Origin of the sequence: Thermocatellispora tengchongensis, assembly GCF_014202315.1 — a bacterium.
GTDB classification, from domain to species: Bacteria; Actinomycetota; Actinomycetes; order Streptosporangiales; family Streptosporangiaceae; genus Thermocatellispora; species Thermocatellispora tengchongensis.
Map to the genome: position 1 here is coordinate 404,306 of NZ_JACHGN010000002.1, position 18,369 is coordinate 422,674.

Here is an 18,369-nt window from a genome sequence, read left to right on the forward strand (position 1 = left end):
CGCCTGGTTGCGGGGTTGGTGCTGGGTCCGGTTCGGGCTGGTGTCGTGCCCCGGTTGCGGGGCTGGTGCTGTGCCCACTTCGGGCCTGGTGCTGTTCCCGGCTCAGGGCTGGTGTCATACCCCGATTCCGGGGGCCGGTGCCGTCCCCGTGACGGTGCCGTCCCCGTGACGGAGGTGGTGCCGCGCCCGGTGCGGGGATGCCGCGTTCCGATTCGGGGGGCCACTGCCGTCCGGTTTCGGGCTGATGCGGTGCCCCCGCGGGGCGATGTCGGACCTCAGCCCGCCCGGACCGCGCGGTGCGGGCGCGGCCGTGCCGCGTGCGGCTGAGGCTTGCGCGATCTGCGGGGCTGAGGGCGGCCGGCGGTCCGGCGGTTCGGCGCCGGTTCAGGACGTGCACGTCCCGCCCGCGGCGCACCGACTCGGCCGCATGTGGGCTGACGCCGTGGCGGGCGTGCGGCTGAGGTCTCGCCGTTGCGAGGGCTGACGCTCGGGCTGTGCGGGGCGGACGCTTGGGCTGTATGCGGGGCGGACGCTTGCGCTGTGTGCGGGGCTGATGTCGGTGCTGTTGAGGGCTCGGGTCGTGCTGCGCCCGCCGCTGATTCACGCATCTCGCTGGGTGTTGGTGTGTGCCTCCCAGTGTGTGGTGATGTCGCGCGCCCTGGCGCGTGCCCGATTCGCGCTGGCGCCTGGTGCCTGCTGCCTACCGCCTGCTGCGTGCCGCTTGCCGCCTGCTGCGTGCCGCCTGCTGCCTGCTGCCTGCCGTTTGCCGCCTGCCGTCTGCGCGATACGGGATGGTCGTGGAGCTCCATGCAGTGGTCGCCTGTGTCGGGTGTTCCTGCTCGTCAGAAGAAATCGCGCCGTCCTGTCCGGATTATCCAGAAAGGTCATGGACCGTGCGTACGCAATCGCACCACCGTCCCCCGAATGCCGGCCACCTCGGTGGCCCTCTGACCGCCGTACGGAACCTGGGCATCCTCGCCCATGTTGACGCCGGTAAGACGACCGTCACCGAGCGCATCCTCTACATCACCGGTGCCACGTACAAGCGGGGCGAGGTGCACGAGGGTACGACCGTCACCGACTTCGACCCGCAGGAGCGTGATCGTGGCATCACCATTTTCGCCGCGGCGGTGAGCTGCGTCTGGGACGGTCATCGGATCAACCTGATCGACACGCCGGGACACGTCGACTTCTCCGACGAGGTGGAGCGGTCGCTGCGGGTCCTCGACGGGGCGGTCGCGGTGTTCGACGCCGTCGCGGGGGTCGAGCCGCAGAGTGAGTCGGTGTGGCGGCGCGCTGATCGGCACGGGGTGCCGCGCATCGCGTTCGTCAACAAGCTCGACCGAGCCGGTGCCGATCTCGACACCGCGGTCGCCTCGATCCGCGACCGGCTGCGCGTGACCCCGCTGGTGGTCCAGATGCCGATCGGGCGCGAGGGCTCCTTCACCGGCGTGGTGGACCTGCTGCGCATGCGCGCGCTGGTCTGGGCCGACGGGCGTGACGGCGTCGAGGAGGGTCCGGTGCCCGAAGGGCTGCGTGAGGAGGCGGCGCGGCGCCGGCGGGCGCTGGAGGAGGTCGTGGCCGAACTGCACCCCCTCGCGTTGGAGGAGTACTGCGCGCGACCGGCCGTCGGCGCGGCCACGCTCGCCTCGGCGCTGCGCGACCTCACCCGTACGGGTGAGGGCGTGGTGGTGCTGTGCGGCTCGGCCTACCGCAACCGGGGCATCGAGCCGCTGCTGGACGCCGTCGTGGCCTACCTGCCCTCGCCGCTGGACGTGCCCGCCGTGCACGGCGCGTACGACGGCGCGCGGGAGGAGCGTCCCGCCGACCCGGCGGCGCCGCTGGCCGCGCTGGTGTTCAAGGTGACCTCGGCCGCCACCGGCAGGCTCACCTACCTGCGCCTGTACTCGGGAACGATGCGGAAGGGAGACACGGTGCTCGACGCGGGCGCCCGGCGTACCGAGCGGATCGCGCGCATCCTGCGCGTGCAGGCCGACCGGCACACCGAGGTCGAGAACGCGGTGGCCGGCGACATCGTCGCCGTCGCCGGGCCCAAGGCCGCGCGCGCCGGTGCCACGCTGTGCGCCCCCGGGGCGCCGCTGGTGCTGGAACCGCCGAGTGCGGCCGACCCGGTGGTCTCCGTCGCGGTCGAGCCGCGCCGGAGCACCGACGCCGACCGGCTGGCCGCCGTCCTGGCGAGACTGGCCGAGGAGGACCCCTCGCTCGTCGTACGCACCGACCCCGAGACCGGCCAGACGCTGCTGTCGGGGATGGGCGAGCTGCATCTGGAGGTCGCGGTGGAGAAGATCCGCCGTGATCACGGGCTGGAGCTCGGCGTCGGCCGCCCGCGGGTGGCGCACCGCGAGACCGTCGTGCGCGGGGTGGCCGGCCTGCTGTACCGGCACGTCAAGCAGGACGGGGGCGCCGGCCAGTACGCCCACGTCGTCCTCGATGTGGAGCCGCTGGAGGAGGCGCGGGGCTTCGAGTTCCGCTCGACGGTCGTGGGCGGGCGGGTGCCCCGGGAGTACGTCCGCGCGGTGGAGGACGGATGCCGGGACGCCCTGGCCGAGGGCCCGCTGGGCGGTCACCCCGTGACCGGCCTGCGGGTCACGCTCACCGACGGGGCCACCCACCCCAAGGACTCCTCGGAGCTCGCCTTCCGCACCGCCGGGCGGCTCGCGCTCCGCGAGGCCCTGCGCGCCTGCGCCATGGTGCTGCTGGAGCCGGTGGCCGAGGTCACGATCACCGTCCCCGACGACGCGGTGGGCGGCGTGCTCGGCGACCTGGCGGCCCGCCGCGGCCGGGTCACCGGCTCGACCACCCGCGCCGGCGCGGCGGTGGTCACCGCGACGGTGCCGCTGGCCGAGCTGTTCGGCTACGCGACCCGGCTGCGCAGCCGTACCCAGGGCAGGGGCGCCTTCACCAGCCGCCCGGCCGGCTACGCCCCGGTCCCCGCCCGCTGACCGGAACGGCCGCATCGCCCCCTGGTGACGGGGCGATGCGGCCCCATCCGCTCCTGGGGAAAGCGGACACGGGGTCGCGATGCGGGGTGCCGGGAAAAACTGCCTCGGCTGTATTTGCACAGGTCACTTTATTTTCTTCTGATTTCGTCGAACCGAGACCGTCGAAACGCAGTCTCTCCAGATAACCCTCCGGCGCGGCCGGAGGGCATCGAGAAACGGGAGAGATTCATGCCGCTGAAGAAGACCGCCACCGTCGCCCTGGCCGCCGTCGCCGCGGGTGTGCTGTTGTCCACCACCGCCTCCGCGTTCGCGAACACCCCGGCGGCGGCGCCGGGCGTCGCGGCCTCGGGCACGACGGAGGCGTCCACGCTGCCCCGGGGCTACCAGATCGTCACACTGCCCAACAAGAACGTGCCCAACTTCAAGCGCCGCACGGTCTGGTGCCCGCCGCACAAGCACGTCATCGGCGGGGGCGCCGAGGCGCAGGGGCCCGAGGCCGTCCTCGTCGGCTCGTTCCCCACCAGCGACGGCCGCGGCTGGATCGCCCTCGGCCGCCAGACGAACCGCGACGACGTCGGCATCAGCGTGTACGCCATCTGCGCCTACTGACCCCTCATCCGGTTATCCGGCCGGGTATTCTCGGAATCACCGCCCGTATTCCAGGCCGTGGGTCAGGTCGCGTGTGTGGAAATGCGGCTTTCAATGGCAGCGTCTTTTTGCGTGCGGTGAGCGCGCGCCGGCCAGGGGAAATGCCCCCGATGGGGAATGCCTGGCCTTTGGACGGCTTTTCGCGATGGGCCGGGGTCTCCGATGTTCGGGACGGCGTGCGGCGTGCTGTGGTGTGCGCATGGAGCCGTGTGCGGGGCGATCGTGCCGAACGGCCCGCACGACGCGGCGCCTCCCGTGCCGCTGCCGGCCGCGACGCCCTCCACCAGCTCGCCGAGCAGGCGGGGCGGCGAGCCCGGCCACGGCGGTCAGGCCGTTTAGGGCCAAGGCGGTGGCGACGGCGCCGGGGTAGCGCAGGGTCAGCCGCTGTGCTGAGCCGGGCCCCGGACTCCTCACGCACCTGCGGGCAGGCGTTGAGCACGGCAGGGTGGCCGCCCATGCGTCCCGTGCGGTCCGCCGCGAGCGTCACACAGGCACGGCATCAGGCCGCTGGTGCGTCTCGGGCGGCGCGCGTATGGCGCCGCTGGGTTCCGTTCCGCCCATCCGCGAACGCACCAAGCCGCCAGGGGGGAGGTGCGAACCCGCGTCTTCGCATCCCATCCCATGCGGGACAGCGAGTGCACGGCGACGGCCCTCCGGGTCATGCCGTGGGTGAGTGTGGGGGCGGTGGTTGGTGCGGCCGTGTCGTGGGTGCGGGTGGTGTCGGTGCCGGGTCCCGCTCTCGACCCCGCCCTGCGCGTACGCCCGGTGTGCGCTAGCCGCACCTCGCCAGGTCCTCGGAGATGTTGATCCTGGTCAACGGTGCCCCGTGGCCCGTGCACGAGGTCCGCGCCGCCCGCCACCGGCTGCGCAACCTCGATGCCTCAACGTCCGGCACTGCGAGCTCGAAGCGGTCACCGACGACGGATGTCGTGGGTGGGTGTGGTGGCGGGGCGCCGGCCTCCTGTCCTGGGTGAGGCTGGTGGCGGCGGCACTGGGGTCGTGCCGTGGGTGACCTTGGTGGTGGCGGTTGGCGCGGCGTGTCGTGGGTGTGTGGTGGCACAGGCGGTGGGTCGTGCCGTGGCGATCGTGGTGGCGACGGTTCGTAGGGCGTGCCGCGGGTTTGTGCGGTGCCGGCGGTTTGTGGTCTGCGGTGGTGGCGCCGATCGCCGGGGGCGCGTGCAGGCTAGTGCGGCGGTGACGGGCGCCGGGTCGGGCCGCGAGTGAGCGTGACGCGTGGCGCTGCCACGTGGCCACAGCGAATGTCGCGCCATTCGGCGCGTCACCTTCGGCCCGCATATCCGTGCCTGGGCTCGCGTGTCGGCGGGAGTGCGCGGGGGCGTCGTTGCGGCGCACTGGGCGTGTCCGTTGCCTGTGCTCGCGGGCGTGTGGCGTGTGCGAGGGCGGCGGATGCGTCGCGTGCTGGTCGCGGGAGATCACGCACGCACCTGGTGGGACCTGAGGGGCGTCGGGCGAACGGGTGGAGCGGTGAGCGCGGTCGTTTGCGCGGCGAAGTACAGGCTGCTGTACCTCGGGTGTCGCGTTGGCGGGATCGTCGCGCGACGTGATCGTTCGTAGCTTCGACGCCATGGCCGATGAGCTTCCGAATCGAGCGAGTGAGGAGCGCGTCATGCCTGAGGCGGCGGCGCGGGGGACTGCGCAGGGGGCGCTGTTGCGGCCGGTGTTGTGGTCGTTGCTGGTGCTCAGTGGGGCGGTGAACACGGTGGTCTCGGCCGCGGACGTCAACGTGGTCGTGAGCGTCCTGTTCGGGCTGGCCACGGTGGGGTGCGCGGCCGGGCTGATCGTGCATCACTACCGGTTCCGCCGCCGATGAGCGTGCCGGGGGCGGCGGCCGTGGTGCTGGAGCGGGTGACCAAGGTGTACCCGGGCGGCGTGCGGGCGTTGGACGAGGTGTCCCTGACCGTTGAGCGGGAGGCGTTCGTCGCGGTGGTGGGGCCCTCGGGGGCGGGGAAGAGCACGCTGATGCAGTGTGCGGCGGGGCTGGACGTGCCCACCAGCGGGAGGGTGTTCGTCGACGGGGTCGAGATCGGCGGGCTGGACGAGGTCTGGCGTACCGAGGTGCGGCGGCAGCGGGTCGGGTTCGTGTTCCAGGCGTACAACCTGGTGCCGTCGCTCAGTGTCGTGGAGAACATCACGTTGCCGTTGCGGCTGGCGGGGCGGGTGCCGGATCGGGCGTGGCTGCGGACGCTGGTCGAGCGGGTCGGGCTGGCCGGGCGGCTGGGGTACCGGCCGGGGGAGTTGTCCGGCGGTGAGCAGCAGCGGGCGGCCATCGCCAGGGCGCTGGTGACCAGGCCCGCGGTGGTGTTCGCCGACGAGCCCACCGCGGCGCTGGACCTGCGTACCGCGCAGGATGTGCTCGGCCTGCTCCGCGACCTGGTGGGCGAGTTCGGGCAGACGTTGGTGATGGTGACCCACGATCCGGCCGCCGCCGCGCGGGCGGACCTGGCCCTGGTCCTGGCGGACGGGCGGATCGTGGACGCGGTGGAGTCGCCCACCGCGGTGGGGCTGGCGCAGCGGCTCGCCGACCTGGAGGCCGAGTAGCCGGATGCCGTACCTCCGCTGCCGGGCCGCCCGGTCCTGCTGCCGGTGCGCACACTCCCCGCGTATGCGCGTCCGGTGAGCAGGGCTAGCCCCGGGCGCTCGCGGCCGGGGCCGGGAGCAGGCCGTGCCGCCGCGCCCAGGCGGTGATGGCCGAGGCGATCTCCTCGGGCCGGTCCTCCGGCGCGTGGTGGCCCGCGGGGCCGCAGTGCTCGGTCTCCAGGGCGGCGATGTTGGCGGCGCACCAGGCCGCGGTGTCCTCCTTGATGAGCAGGGTGGGGGAGGAGTCGAAGGTGAGCAGCAGCTTGGGCACCGTGTCGCTGCCCGCCAGCCAGTCGCCGTACCGTTCGACCCGCTCGGCCACGTCGGCGGGCTCGCCGTCGAGCGGCAGCGAGCGGGCCCATTCCAGCAGCGGGCGGCGGCTGTCGCGGTCCTGGTACGGCGCGAGGTACGGCCGCATCTCCTCCTCGCCGAGCGGTGTCAGCACGCCGCCGGTGAACGCGGTCTCGATCAGGAAGTTCCCGTCGAGGGCCAGTGCCTCGCCCTGCGGGCCGCGGATGAGTTCCGCCCGCGAGCGCGGCCCCTCGCCCAGCTCGCCCCAGGACATCCCGCGCACGATGGTCTCGAAGAAGGCCACGCCCCGCACCCGGCTGGGGTGCCGCGCCGCCCAGTCGAAGGCGAGCGACCCGCCCCAGTCGTGGCCGACGAGCACCACGTCGCGCAGGTCCAGCCGGTCGAACCAGGCGTCCAGGTAGCGGGCGTGGTCGGCGAACCGGTACGGCAGGTCCGGCCTGCCCGAGCGTCCCATGCCGATCAGATCGGGCGCGAGCAGGCGGGCCGGCCCGGCGATGCCGGGCAGCACCTTGCGCCACAGGTGGGAGGAGGCGGGGTTGCCGTGCAGGAACACGAAGGGGACCCCGTCGCCGGACTCCTCGTAGTACATGGGCGAGCCGAGCACGTCGATCACGGGCATTGGCCTTCTCCGATCGTTGGCGTCACTAACGTTGGTTGCGCCAACGAATTTAGTTCGTTGGTCGGGCCAACGCAAGCGTGCTGCCGGGCCCGATGTCCCGGATATTCGATGGATCAGGGTTTCGGCGGGCCCGTATGGTGATCCGATCGGGGTCACGCGGGGGGGAGCGGATCATGCGTGTGCACTATCCCCGTACGCCGCATCTGCCATGGTCTCCGGGGGCGACGGCGGACGACGTGCGGGCCGGTGACCTGTCCGGAATGCGGGGGCGGGAGGTCGTGGTCACCGAGAAGCTGGACGGGGAGAACACCACCCTGTACCACGACGGCATGCACGCGCGGTCGCTGGACTCGGGGCATCACCCGTCGCGGGCGTGGGTGAAAGGGCTGCAGGGGCGGATCGGGGCGGCGATCCCGCCCGGGTGGCGGGTGTGCGGGGAGAACGTGTACGCCCGGCACTCCATCGCGTACCAGGAGCTGGAGAGCTGGTTCTACGGGTTCTCGGTCTGGGACGGCGATCACTGCCTCGACTGGGACCGCACCGTGCGCTTCCTGCGCGGGCTGGGGGTGCCGGTGCCACCGGTGTTGTGGCGCGGGGTCTTCGACGAGCGGGCGCTGCGCGCGCTGAGGCTGGACACCACGCGGCAGGAGGGGTACGTCGTGCGTACGGTCGCGGGGTTCGGGCGCGAGGAGTTCGCCGGGCGGGTCGCCAAGTGGGTGCGGCCCGATCACGTCCAGACCGGCACCCACTGGATGCACGCCGCCGTCGTGGAGAACGGGCTGGGCCCGGCCGCGGCGCTGTGGGCGGTCCGCTCCGGGGCCGCCGCCGACGTGCCGGCGCTGCTGGCCGCGGTGGGCGCCGAGAAGGAGCCCGAGGAGCCCGCCGAGGACGTGAAGGCGGTCGTGGCGGAGGCGTCGGCCGGGCTCGACGTGCTGGGCCGTACCGGGGACGCGCGGCTGTCGGGCGTGCTGGCGGCGCTGCTGCACCGGGCGCGGCGGCCCTGGCTGATGGCCCGGCTGGCGGGACCGCTGGGCGTGCCGCAGGCGCGGCGCGTCGCCGACCTGGCCGGGCTGCACGCCGCCCTGCACCGGCCCCATCCGGACGAGGACCGCCGGGCCGGCCTGGTACGCATGTCGTTCGCCGCCGACCTGGGCGTGCTGCACGCGGTGGCGCGGGCCGTGCTCGCGGGACGCGGCGGCGAGGAGGCCGCCGAGGCGCGCGAGCAGGTCGAGTGGTCCGCGCTGCACGCCGAGGACGCCGGGCTGCTCGGGCCGGAGCCGCTGGAACCGCTGCGGGCCGGGCTGCGTGAGGCGCTGGCCGGTCTCGCCCCGGAGGCGGCCGACCGGTGCTGGGCGGAGGCCCGCGACGCGTACGCCAGAGGACGGATCGCCACCGCCGAGGAGGCCGTCGCGGCGTGCTGGCGGTGGCGGTCCGGGGCGTTCCCCCGGCTGGTGCACCTGACCGGGCCGTCCGGAAGCGGCAAGAGCTCCTTCGCCGCGGGCCTGCCCGGGATCGACGTGGTCGTCTCCCTCGACGACCTGCGCGAGGCCCGGGGGTCGCGGGCCGGCCAGCGGGACAACCAGGAGGTGCTGGGCGAGGGCCTGGACCGGCTCGACGCCGCGCTGGCCGGCGGCGGCACCGTGGTGTGGGACGCCACCTCGCTCAACCGGCACCAGCGCTCGCTGGTGCACGCCGTGGCGCGCCGCCGCGACGCCCTGGTCACCCACGCGGTCACGGTGGTGGAGGAGGACGAGCTGCACCGTCGCAACGCCACGCGGGCGCACCCGGTGCCGCCGCACGTGCTCACCGCCCAGCTTCACCGGTTCGTCCCGCCCTATCCCGGCGAGGCGCACCGCACCTGGTACGTCGGCCCTTCCGGCGGGGTGGACGACGTGGACGGCGTTCTGGACGATGACGGGCAGGGGGCGTGATGCGTACCAGCGAGGAGATCTACCACCGGGTCCGCTGGGACCCGAGGTTCGACCCGTCCCGGTTCGTGCTGGGCATCGGCCAGCGCGACGCCGCGGCCAAGCGCGTTCCGCTGCCCGCCTTCACACCCGGCGGCGACATCCCCTGGCACCGGGTGCTGTTCGTGGAGGCGGACGGCGAGCTGGTCTGGGACCGCGCCACCGGCGTGGACCGCCTCGACACCTGCCAGGCCGGGCGGGCGCGCGACGCGCTGCGGCTGCGCCCGCCGTTCTTCGCCGCCCGCACCCCGCACTCCTACAGCCCGGACGCCGGGTGGCGCCCCGCCGGCCCGGCGAGCTCCGCCCCGCCCGCCGCGCTGCGCGTGCTCACCTGGAACACCCTGTGGGACCGCTACCTGAGCGACCGCATCGACACCGCCAGGCGCCGCCCGCTGCTCCTCGCCGCGCTGGAGGCCGCCGACGCCGACGTCATCGCACTGCAAGAGGTCGAGCCCGCGCTGCTCGCCATGCTGCTGCGGGAGCCGTGGGTGCGCGCCGGCTACACCCTGGGCACCGACCCGGCGGGCCGGGACGTCGAGGACACCGGGCTGCTGCTGCTCGCCCGGGGGCCGGTGCGCGAGGCGGGGGTGCTCGCGCTCGGGCCGTACAAGGCGCTCACCGCGATCACGGTGGACACCGCCTCCGGCCCGGTCGTGGTCGCCGCGACCCACCTGACCAGCGACCACTCCGACCAGGGACCGGCCAGGCGGCGGGCCGAGCTGGCCCGCATCGGCGAGGCGCTGGCGGGCGTGGACGGCGAGGTGGTCCTGCTCGGCGACTTCAACGACGGCGACGACGGCCCCGAGGGACCGGCCGCGGTGCTCGGGCTGCGCGACGCCTGGACGGAGGTGCACGGGCCCGACGCCACGCCCACCTTCGACCCGCGGGTCAACCCGCTGGCCGCGCTCTCCTCGCTGTCGGGCCGGGCCTCCCGGCTGGACCGGGTGCTGCTGCGGGGGCCGCGCGCGGTCTCGGCGGTCCTGCTCGGCGACTCGCCCGAGCCGGACGGCCTGTACGTCTCCGACCACTACGGGGTGCGCGTGGACCTGGCCGCGGCCGGGGCCGGGGCCGGGGCCGAGGGCGAGGGCGAGGTGCTGAACGTCCCGCCGACCGCCCGTACGGCGGTGGCCTGGATTCCGCCGCGCGAGCTGTGGCCGGCGATCCAGGAGATCCGCCGCGAGCACGACCCGCGGCTCCGGCGCTGGCCGCCGCACGTCAACCTGCTGTTCGGCTTCGTGCCCGAGTGCGACTTCGAGCGCGCCGCGCCGCTGCTGGCCGCGGCCGCCGCCGAGACGGAGCCGTTCACCGCCAGGCTGGAGGGGGTGCGCGCCTTCGAGCACCGCGACGACGCCACCGTCTGGCTCGACCCGGCGGCCGACGGGCCGGAGCCGTGGGCCCGCCTGCGCCACGCGCTCCAGCGGCGCTTCCCCCGCTGCCGGGGACGCGCCGAGGGGTTCACCCCGCACCTGACCCTGGGCCGCACCCGCGACGCGGCCCGGCTCGCCCCCGGCTGCGCCGCCCGGCTGGGCGGCATGCGGGCCGAGGTCGGTGAGATCGTGCTGCTGTCCCGCCGCGGCGGCGAGCCGATGGAACCGCGCGCGGTGATCGCCCTGGGCACCGGCGAGGTGCGCTGGCTGCCCGGCCCTCCCGACGACCCGGGCCAGGAGGCGGGCGACCGGGAGGCGGGCGACGACGCGGCGGCGCGGGCGGTGACGGGGAGCATCGCGCGGGCGCTGCCGGAGGGGGTCGTCCACCTCGCCGGGTCGCGCCGGATGGGCTGCGCGGCTCCGGCCGCCGACCTGGACCTGGTGGCGGCGCTGCCGGGCGATGCGGACATGGCCGACGTACGCACCCGGGTGCGGGCCGCCCTGCCCGGCGCCACCCGCGTACGGGAGGTGACCGGCGCCAGGGTGCCCGGCCTGCGGCTGCGCACCGGCGAGCTGGACGTCGACCTGACCGTGGTGCCCACCGGCGGGCTCGCCCCGGCCGAGGCGGTGGCGCGCCGCGCGGAGCTGGGCGAGGAGGCCGGGGTCGCGCTGAGCGCGGTCAGCGACGCCGAGGCCGTACGCGCCGCGGCCGGCGGCCGGCACTCCGCCTTCGCCCGCCTGGCCCGGCTGGTCAAGGCGTGGGCGCGGGCGCGCGGCCTGGACGCGGCCCCGTTCGGCGGGCTGCCCGGCCTGGCCTGGGCGGTGCTCGCCGCCCGCACCGTACGCGAGGCCGGGGACGTGCCCGAGGACGAGCTGCCGCGCCGCTTCTTCAGCACCTGGGCGGCCTGGGACTGGCGCGAGCCCGTGGCCCTCGCCGGACCCGCGGGCAGGGGAACGGCGCCGGTGACGATCCTGACCCCGAGCGCCCCGGTGCGCAACTGCGCCGAGCAGGTCGGCGCGGGCGGCCGGGACCTGCTCACCCAGGAGCTCTACCAGGCGTGGGAGCTCCTGGAGGCCGCCGCCGAGACCGGGGCGGCCCTCCCACGGGCCGAGCTGCTGGCCCCGCCGCCCCTGCACCGCCGGCACGCGGCCTGGGCGGTGCTGACCGTACGCCCCGCCGGGCCCGACGCCACCGTGGACGGCGCCCTCGGCCGGGTGCGGGGCCGGATGCGCGCCCTGCTCGCCGCCCTGGACGAGGCGGGCGTGCCCGACGCGCACGCCTGGCCGCGTCCCTTCGAGTCCGGCCCCGGCTCGGTCCGTTACGCGATCGGCCTGGGCCGCACCCCGCCCGGCGCGGACCGGCTCGCCGAGATCACCGGCCGGTGGGCCAGGGGCCTGCCCGGCGTGACCGTGACGCGAGCCGAGTGTGGTGATGTGCCGACCCTGCGCTGACGCGCCCGCCCCGAGGTCCGGTACGCGATGTGCCGGGCCTTGCGCCGATGCGCGGGCCCTACGGCTGATCGCCCTGCCCCGATAGGATCCCCGCCATGTCCGAGACCCCCGTGCCGCTGCGGACGCGGCTCCGCGAGGCCCTGCTGACCGCGATGCGCGAGCGAGACCGGGTGGCGGTGCCGGTGCTGCGCGCCACCATCGCCGCCATCGACAACGCCGAGGCGGTCGAGGCGCCGGCCCCGTCCGGCGCCTCGCAGGCGATCGAGCAGGCACCGGTCGGGGCCGGGGCGGCGGATGTGGCCCGGCGCGAGCTGAGCGAGGAGCAGATCGAGGGGATCGTGCGGGCCGAGCTGGCCGAGCGCGAGGCCGCCGCCGAGGCGTACTCCCGTGCCGGTCGCGCCGAGCAGGCCGGGCGGCTTCGGGCCGAGATCGCGGTCCTGGCCGCGCACCTCGACGGCGCCGCCCGGGCACGATAGACCCCGGATCAGCCGATCTCGCCTTTCCTGACCACCTCCAGGGTGGACGTCAGCTCGGGCTCGGGGACGAAGTGGCCGAAGGTGTCGTTGGCGAAGAAGGACACCCCGGCCACCGATTCGGCGTGCGCGGCCAGGACCTCCCGCTGGTAGAGGTAGGTGCGCCGGTCGTCGAGATAGGTGCGGTACCAGTACCACGGGTCCACGAAGTCCAGGCCGAGCAGCGGGCGGGGGCCGTCCAGCGCGGCCTTGCTGAGCAGGTTGGGCACGATCTCGGTGCGCTCGACCAGCACGGCGAAGGTGCTGACCAGGATCGCGTCCAGGCTCTGGTACGCCGCGTCGGACATCCCCCACGCCGAGCGCTCGACCTCGGCCCGCCAGTAGGTGTCCATCCAGTACACCAGGCGCTCGCCCATCGCCTCGCGCAGCCGCAGGAAGAACCGCTCGATCCCGGCCGCCCGCTCTGGGGTGAGCGGGGGCGCGTTGTCCGGGTGCCAGAAGCCGACCAGGCCGAACTGGTTGCCGAGCATGACCCCGTCCAGCTCGAAGTCGCGGGTGAACGCGGCGGTCTGGGCGGCCACGAAGTCGCCCGCGGGCAGCCCGGCCGGGATGCCGCCGGGGTGGGCGGCGTACCGGCGGGAGTCGGCGGCCAGCGGGGCCGTCACGTCGATGACGCCCGGCACCATGTGGCCGCCCGCGTCGGCGGCGCTGCCGGCCACCTCCGGGTGCAGCGCGGTCTTCCACTCGCTGCGGCAGAACTCCGGGCCCGGCTCAAGGTACTCCAGCAGGTTCACCCGCAGCCCGCGCCGCTCCGCCTCGGCCCGTATGGCGGCGTAGATCCCGGCCAGCGTCACGTAGTCCATCGGCTGCTCCGAGACGATGAACATCGGCCCCGCCGAGTACGGGTTGGCCGAGCGCTCGCCGCCCTCGCGCACCCGTGCCAGCCAGTCGCGGTTGTGCGCCCTGGTGATCCCGGACGGGCCGCCCGGACCGAGCGCGAAGCAGTTGTAGCGGGCCCAGTCGAAGCGCTCCTCCCAGCCGGACGGGCCGCGGTAGTTCAGGATGTGGTCGCCGTTGCCCGCGCAGAACACCACCGTCACCGGCCGGTCCTCCAGCCAGGCGGCGTGGTGGTCGAAGAAGGCCGCCACGCCGGGCGCCGGGTCGCGCAGGTCGTCGAAGATCTTGGGCGTGATCCACAGGCACGCCTCCATGGCTCGGGCCACTGTGCCGGGGTCTCCTGGCTGGGTCGAGGGTTGGGTCGTCGCGGGCTGGGGTGTCGTGGGCTGGGGTGTGGTGGGCTGGGGTGTCATGAGGTGGAGGTGAACGCCTTGTCCATGCGCGAGAGCACGGTCTTGACGTCCACGGTTCCGTTGAACAGCTCCTGGATCGAGGTCAGGTGCTCCTGCTGGACCCTCGGGTTCGGCCAGGCCTGGTCCGGGTAGAGCGTGGAGCGGCCCGACTTGACCGCGTCGAGCACCGGCTGCTGCAGCGCGTCGGCCTTGAAGGACGGGCTGTCCAGCGCGGGGCTGCTGCCCGACTCGGTGGCGTACAGCGCCTGGCCCTCCGGCGAGGCGAGGAACTGCATGAACTTCTTGGCCAGCTCCGGGTTCTTGGCCTTGGCGTTGACGCCGTAGACGATGCCGACCGAGACCGGAAGGTAGGTGTCCCCGGCGTTGTCGGTGGCCGGGAAGGGGGTCATCGAGAACGTGGTGCCCTCGGGGGCGTACTCGATCGCCGACTGCACCGCCGACAGCACGTGCACCACGCCGAGGGCCTTGCCCTGGCCGAAGAGCTGCATCTGCTCGTCGTAGCCGACGCCGTTGGGGCTGTCGTTGAAGCAGCCCTCATCGCGCATCTGGAGGTACTGCTCCAGGGCCTGCTTCCACTGGGAGCCGGCGAAGGTGGCCTTGCCGTCCTTCTGCTGCTGGGTGAAGGCAGGGTTCGGGCCGTAGACCAGGGAGGCGGTCAGCGCGTACGGCACGAGCTGGGTGACCCAGGACGACTTCAGGCCGAGCGCGAACGCGGTGACGCCCTTGGCCTTGGCGTCCTTGCAGAACTTCAGCACCTCCGGCCAGGTGGCCGGCTTGCTCAGCCCGCTCTTGGCCAGGGCCTGGTCGTTCCAGACCGCGCCGATGGCGCCGATCGTCACGGGCACCGCCATGACCTTGCCGCCGGGGTCGCTGGTGACGGACTTCAGGTCGGCGCTCAGCCCCGCCGCCCAGCTCTCGCCGGACAGGTCCATCAGCATGCCGTCCTTGCCCAGGTCGCGTACGGCCATGGTGTTGCCGCCGCCGGGCCACATGCGGAACACGTCGGGCGCGGTGCCGGAGGCGAGCTGGGTGCGGAGCTGCTGCTGGTAGGCCGTGTCGTCCTCGGTGAAGACGGTCTTCACGGTGACGCCGGGGTTGGCCTTCTCGAACGCCTTCACGGCGGCCGAGGCCGGGCCCTGCCCGGCGGCGGCCAGCGTGAGCACCTGGTCGCCGGAGGCGGCGGTGGTCGAGCCGCCGCCCGAGGTCGAGCACGCGGTGGCCGCGACCGCGAGGCAGCATCCGAGTGCGAGTGTTTTCAGCGACTTCATGTCAGACTCCAGGGTCGGGGAGCGGGGGGATGGGCGGGCTCTAGCCTTTGAGGCCGCCGGCGAAGCCCTTGATGATGTGCTTCTGCAGCGCGAAGTAGACGACCAGGATCGGGATGACGCTGATGACCAGGCCGGCGAAGATCAGCGGCCACTGCGAGACGTACTGGCTGACGAAGCCGTAGATGGCCACCGGCGCGGTGGTGTTGTCGCTGCCGCCCAGGTAGAGCAGCGGGGTGAAGAACTCGTTCCAGATGCCGACCGAGTTGAGGATCACCACGGTCCCGGTGACCGGCCGCAGCAGCGGGAACACGACGGTCACGAACGAGCGCAGCGGGCCGCAGCCGTCGAGCAGCGCCGCCTCCTCGTAGTCGAGCGGCAGCTCGCGCAGGAACATCGTGTAGAGGAACACCGAGAACGGCATCTGCTGCCCGACGTTGATCAGGATCACCGACCAGAGCGAGCCGAGCAGCCCGATGTCGCGCATGGTCGCGTACAGCGGGAGCAGCGCGAGCTGGCCCGGGATGAGCAGCCCGCCGATGACGAAGTAGAAGGTCAGGCGCGACCAGCGGCGGGTCACCCGGGCCAGCGGGTACGCGGCCATGGCGGCGAAGGCGATGATCAGCACGACGCTGACCACGGTGATGACGAAGCTGTTGGCCAGGGCCGCGCCGAGGCTGGCCTGGTTCCACGCCTCCACGTAGTTGTCCAGCGTCGGCGGCCACGCCGGCGCCAGCGCGCCGGTCTGGCTGTTCTGCGGCTTGAGCGAGACGTTGAGCAGGCCGGCCAGCGGGACCAGGAACGCCAGCGCCAGCAGGATCAGCACGACCTCGCGGATCAGCGTCCGCCACGTGTATCGCGCGTGCATCAGGAGGTCCTCCTCTGCGTCAGGCGGAACTGCACCGCGGCCAGGACCGCGATGACCACGGTCATCACGACCGCCAGCGCGATCGAGAAGGGGAAGTCGCCCAGCGAGAAGGCGCTCTTGTAGATCACCGTCGAGATCGTCTCGGTGGCGGTGCCGGGGCCGCCGCCGGTCATCGCCATCACCTGGTCGAACTGCTTGAGCCCGCCGATCAGGCAGAGCATCACGTTGATCACGACCGCGCCGTTGAGCAGCGGCAGCACGACCCGGCGGAACTTGTACCAGGCGCCGGCGCCGTCGATCGTGGCCGCCTCCAGCACCTCGGCCGGGATCGCCTGCAGCCCGGCCAGGTAGATGACCATGGAGTAGCCGGCGAACTGCCAGACGATCTCCGCCACGATCGCGTACAGCGCCGTGTCGGGGTCGCCGAGCCAGTCACGGGCCAGGCCGCCCAGCCCGACGGCGCGCAGCGCCTCGTTGATCGCGCCGTTGGGCGCGAGCAGGAAGCTCCACACGTACCCGGCCACCAGCGGCGTCAGCACCACCGGGGCGAAGAAGATCACCCGCAGCAGGTAGCGGCTCTTGACCATGGAGTTGACGCCGAGCGCCAGCAGCAGGCCCACGATGTTCTGCACCACGGTCGCCACCGCCGCCAGGAGCAGCGTGTTGACCAGGGCGTCGCGGGCCGCGCGGTCGGAGAAGACCGTGCCGAAGTTGTCCAGCCCCACGAAGGACCAGTCCGGACGCAGCCCGTTCCAGTCGGTGAAGGAGAACAGCGCGCCGTTCACGCTGGGCACCACGACGATGAACAGGTAGACGCCGACCGCCGGCACGAGGAACCACCAGGGGGCGCGCACGCCGACCCGGTGGCGCGCCCTGCGCGGGGGGACGCCGGAGGGCGTCTGCGCGGCCGGTTCCCGCGCCTCCGCCGGCGTCGTGGTCGCATGCGGCAAAGCCACCGTGTGACTCCTCTCGGACAAGTTGGTGTTCACATATGTGACAGAGTTCATCCATGCGAACGTGCTGGGTACGGTAGGAACCCGGATTCGGGAGTGTCAAGAAGGCGCGGTTAAATCGTTATAACCCGGAGATCCGTCCGGGAGTGACGGCCCGGTACCGCCTGTAGCGACGGTTTCGCCGGCCGAGCGGGCTGATCGCGGCCGTCATGCGGGCCACCCTTCGGAATCGTGAATCGATTCACACCATTTCGCGCAGATTACGTGCCGCCGGGATTCGGTGTCAATGAGCCGGGGCCCCGGCCCGCTGGGGCCGGGGTTCATCGGGCGGCGCGGCATCCGTCGGGCGTCGCGCGGGGTGAATCGATTCACGACTGCGCTACGCTAACAGGCGATCCTCCATCGCAAAGCACACCCGCCCATCCCAACCGCCCCGCGAGCCCGCATCGCGGCGCACCCGCGCCATATACTCCGGCCGTCCGCGGGACAGGACAGTGAGGAGATCGATGACCTCTCAGCCGGCGTCGAGGCGGCCGAAGGCCCAGGGCTCCGCCGCCACGGTCGGCGACGTCGCGGCGCGCGCCGGGGTCTCCCGGGCCACCGTCTCCTACACCTTCACCCAGCCCGGCCGGGTCTCGCCCGAGCTGCGCCGCCGGGTGCTCGCGGCGGCCGACGAGCTGGGCTACGTCGGCAACGACGCGGCGCGGCGGCTGCGCGTCGGGCACAGCCTGGCGCTCGGGCTGCTCGTGTCCAGCATGAGCAACCCCGTGTACGCCGAGGTCGCCGCGGGGGCCGAGGCCGAGGCCGCCGCCCACGGCCGGTTCATCCTGGTCGCCAACAGCGACGAGAGCCGCGAGCGCGAGCGGGCGTACATCAAGTTCTTCGAGTCGCAGCAGGTCAGCGGGATCCTCGCGGTCCCGGTCGGGGACGTTCCGGGCGAGCTGCTCGCGCTGCGCCGCAGGGGCACCCCGTTCGTCCTGGTCGGCGTCGCGCCCGGCCCGCACAGCTATCCGGCCGTCTCCGGCGACAACGAGCGCGGCGGCTACCTCGCCGCGGCGCACCTGCTCGCCCAGGGACGGCGCCGCCTGCTGTTCGTCGGCGGCCCGCACCCCCACGTGGACCTGCGGCTGGCCGGGGCCGAGCGGGCGGTGGCCGAGTCCGGCGCGCGGGCCTCGCTGGAAGTGGTCCGGGTGCAGGTCCAGACCGCCAAGATCGGCGAGGCGGTCTCGCGGACGCTGGTCGGGCGGGCGCGGTCGGGCTTCCCCGACGGCATCGTGGCCGGCAACGACCTGCTCGCGCTGGGCCTGCTGCACGGGCTCATCGTGGCGGGGGTCCGGGTGCCGGAGGACCTGTCCCTGGTCGGCTACGACGACATAGAGTTCGCCGACTTCGCGATCGTGCCGCTCACCACCATCAGGCACCCGTCGAAGGCGCTCGGCGCCAGCGCCGTGCGCATCCTGCTCGGCATCGAGGACGAGCGGGAGTCCGAGGGGCGGTTCGAGCCCGAGCTGGTGGTACGCGCGACGTCCCTCCCCGTGAACGGCCGCGCGTAGCCGTTGCGTGGGCACGCCCCC

13 protein-coding genes are annotated in these 18,369 nt (G+C 73.7%); 8 read left to right on the forward strand and 5 right to left on the reverse strand.

From position 1 onward, the window contains the following. Positions 1 to 893: 893 nt before the first annotated feature. From fusA to HNP84_RS05180, 4 genes are all read left to right on the forward strand, one after another. Positions 894 to 2,963, forward strand: coding sequence for an elongation factor G (gene fusA / locus HNP84_RS05165; RefSeq protein ID WP_312923821.1), 2,070 nt, complete (start codon positions 894 to 896; stop codon positions 2,961 to 2,963). 228 nt (positions 2,964 to 3,191) lie between these two features. Next, a complete protein-coding gene (locus HNP84_RS05170) occupies positions 3,192 to 3,572 on the forward strand; it encodes a hypothetical protein (RefSeq protein ID WP_185048193.1) in 381 nt (126 codons plus the stop codon). Positions 3,573 to 5,238: 1,666 nt separating this feature from the next. Continuing rightward, on the forward strand, positions 5,239 to 5,442 hold the full coding sequence (locus tag HNP84_RS05175; protein ID WP_185048477.1) for a hypothetical protein: 204 nt from the start codon (positions 5,239 to 5,241) through the stop codon (positions 5,440 to 5,442). Then, positions 5,439 to 6,170: an ABC transporter ATP-binding protein gene (locus HNP84_RS05180; RefSeq protein WP_185048194.1), complete on the forward strand. Its 732-nt coding sequence runs from the start codon at positions 5,439 to 5,441 to the stop codon at positions 6,168 to 6,170. Before HNP84_RS05175 ends, HNP84_RS05180 begins: the two co-directional genes overlap by 4 nt. 85 nt (positions 6,171 to 6,255) lie before the next feature. Here HNP84_RS05180 and HNP84_RS05185 read toward each other — a convergent pair whose 3' ends face one another. After that, positions 6,256 to 7,140, reverse strand: a complete 885-nt coding sequence (locus HNP84_RS05185; RefSeq protein WP_185048195.1) for a haloalkane dehalogenase — start codon at positions 7,138 to 7,140, stop codon at positions 6,256 to 6,258. 173 nt (positions 7,141 to 7,313) lie between these two features. Between HNP84_RS05185 and HNP84_RS05190 the strand changes: the two genes are divergently transcribed. From HNP84_RS05190 to HNP84_RS05200, 3 genes are all read left to right on the forward strand, one after another. Next, on the forward strand, positions 7,314 to 9,071 hold the full coding sequence (locus HNP84_RS05190; RefSeq protein WP_185048196.1) for an RNA ligase family protein: 1,758 nt from the start codon (positions 7,314 to 7,316) through the stop codon (positions 9,069 to 9,071). After that, entirely contained in the window at positions 9,071 to 11,926 is a 2,856-nt protein-coding gene (locus HNP84_RS05195; RefSeq protein ID WP_185048197.1) for a poly(A) polymerase, read from the forward strand. The genes HNP84_RS05190 and HNP84_RS05195 overlap by 1 nt, the downstream gene beginning before the upstream one ends. A gap of 95 nt (positions 11,927 to 12,021) precedes the next feature. After that, positions 12,022 to 12,402 carry a GatB/YqeY domain-containing protein gene (locus tag HNP84_RS05200; protein WP_185048198.1) on the forward strand — a complete coding sequence of 127 codons (381 nt, stop codon included), beginning with the start codon at positions 12,022 to 12,024 and terminating at the stop codon, positions 12,400 to 12,402. Positions 12,403 to 12,410: 8 nt separating this feature from the next. On the opposite strand, the gene HNP84_RS05205 is transcribed toward HNP84_RS05200, so the two are convergent. The 4 genes from HNP84_RS05205 to HNP84_RS05220 all read right to left on the reverse strand — a co-directional run bounded on the left by HNP84_RS05205 (position 12,411) and on the right by HNP84_RS05220 (position 16,798). After that, a complete protein-coding gene (locus tag HNP84_RS05205) occupies positions 12,411 to 13,622 on the reverse strand; it encodes a hypothetical protein (RefSeq protein WP_185048199.1) in 1,212 nt (403 codons plus the stop codon). 83 nt (positions 13,623 to 13,705) lie between these two features. Further along, the gene (locus tag HNP84_RS05210) at positions 13,706 to 14,977 is read right to left on the reverse strand and encodes an ABC transporter substrate-binding protein (RefSeq protein WP_185048200.1); all 1,272 of its coding nucleotides are present in this window, start codon (positions 14,975 to 14,977) and stop codon (positions 13,706 to 13,708) included. 40 nt (positions 14,978 to 15,017) lie between these two features. Next, entirely contained in the window at positions 15,018 to 15,842 is an 825-nt protein-coding gene (locus HNP84_RS05215; protein ID WP_185048201.1) for a carbohydrate ABC transporter permease, read from the reverse strand. Then, on the reverse strand, positions 15,842 to 16,798 hold the full coding sequence (locus HNP84_RS05220) for a carbohydrate ABC transporter permease (RefSeq protein WP_312923834.1): 957 nt from the start codon (positions 16,796 to 16,798) through the stop codon (positions 15,842 to 15,844). Before HNP84_RS05220 ends, HNP84_RS05215 begins: the two co-directional genes overlap by 1 nt. 503 nt (positions 16,799 to 17,301) lie before the next feature. On the opposite strand from HNP84_RS05220, the gene HNP84_RS05225 reads away from it, so the two are divergent. Beyond that, positions 17,302 to 18,348, forward strand: a complete 1,047-nt coding sequence (locus HNP84_RS05225) for a LacI family DNA-binding transcriptional regulator (RefSeq protein ID WP_185048203.1) — start codon at positions 17,302 to 17,304, stop codon at positions 18,346 to 18,348. Positions 18,349 to 18,369: the final 21 nt, after the last annotated feature.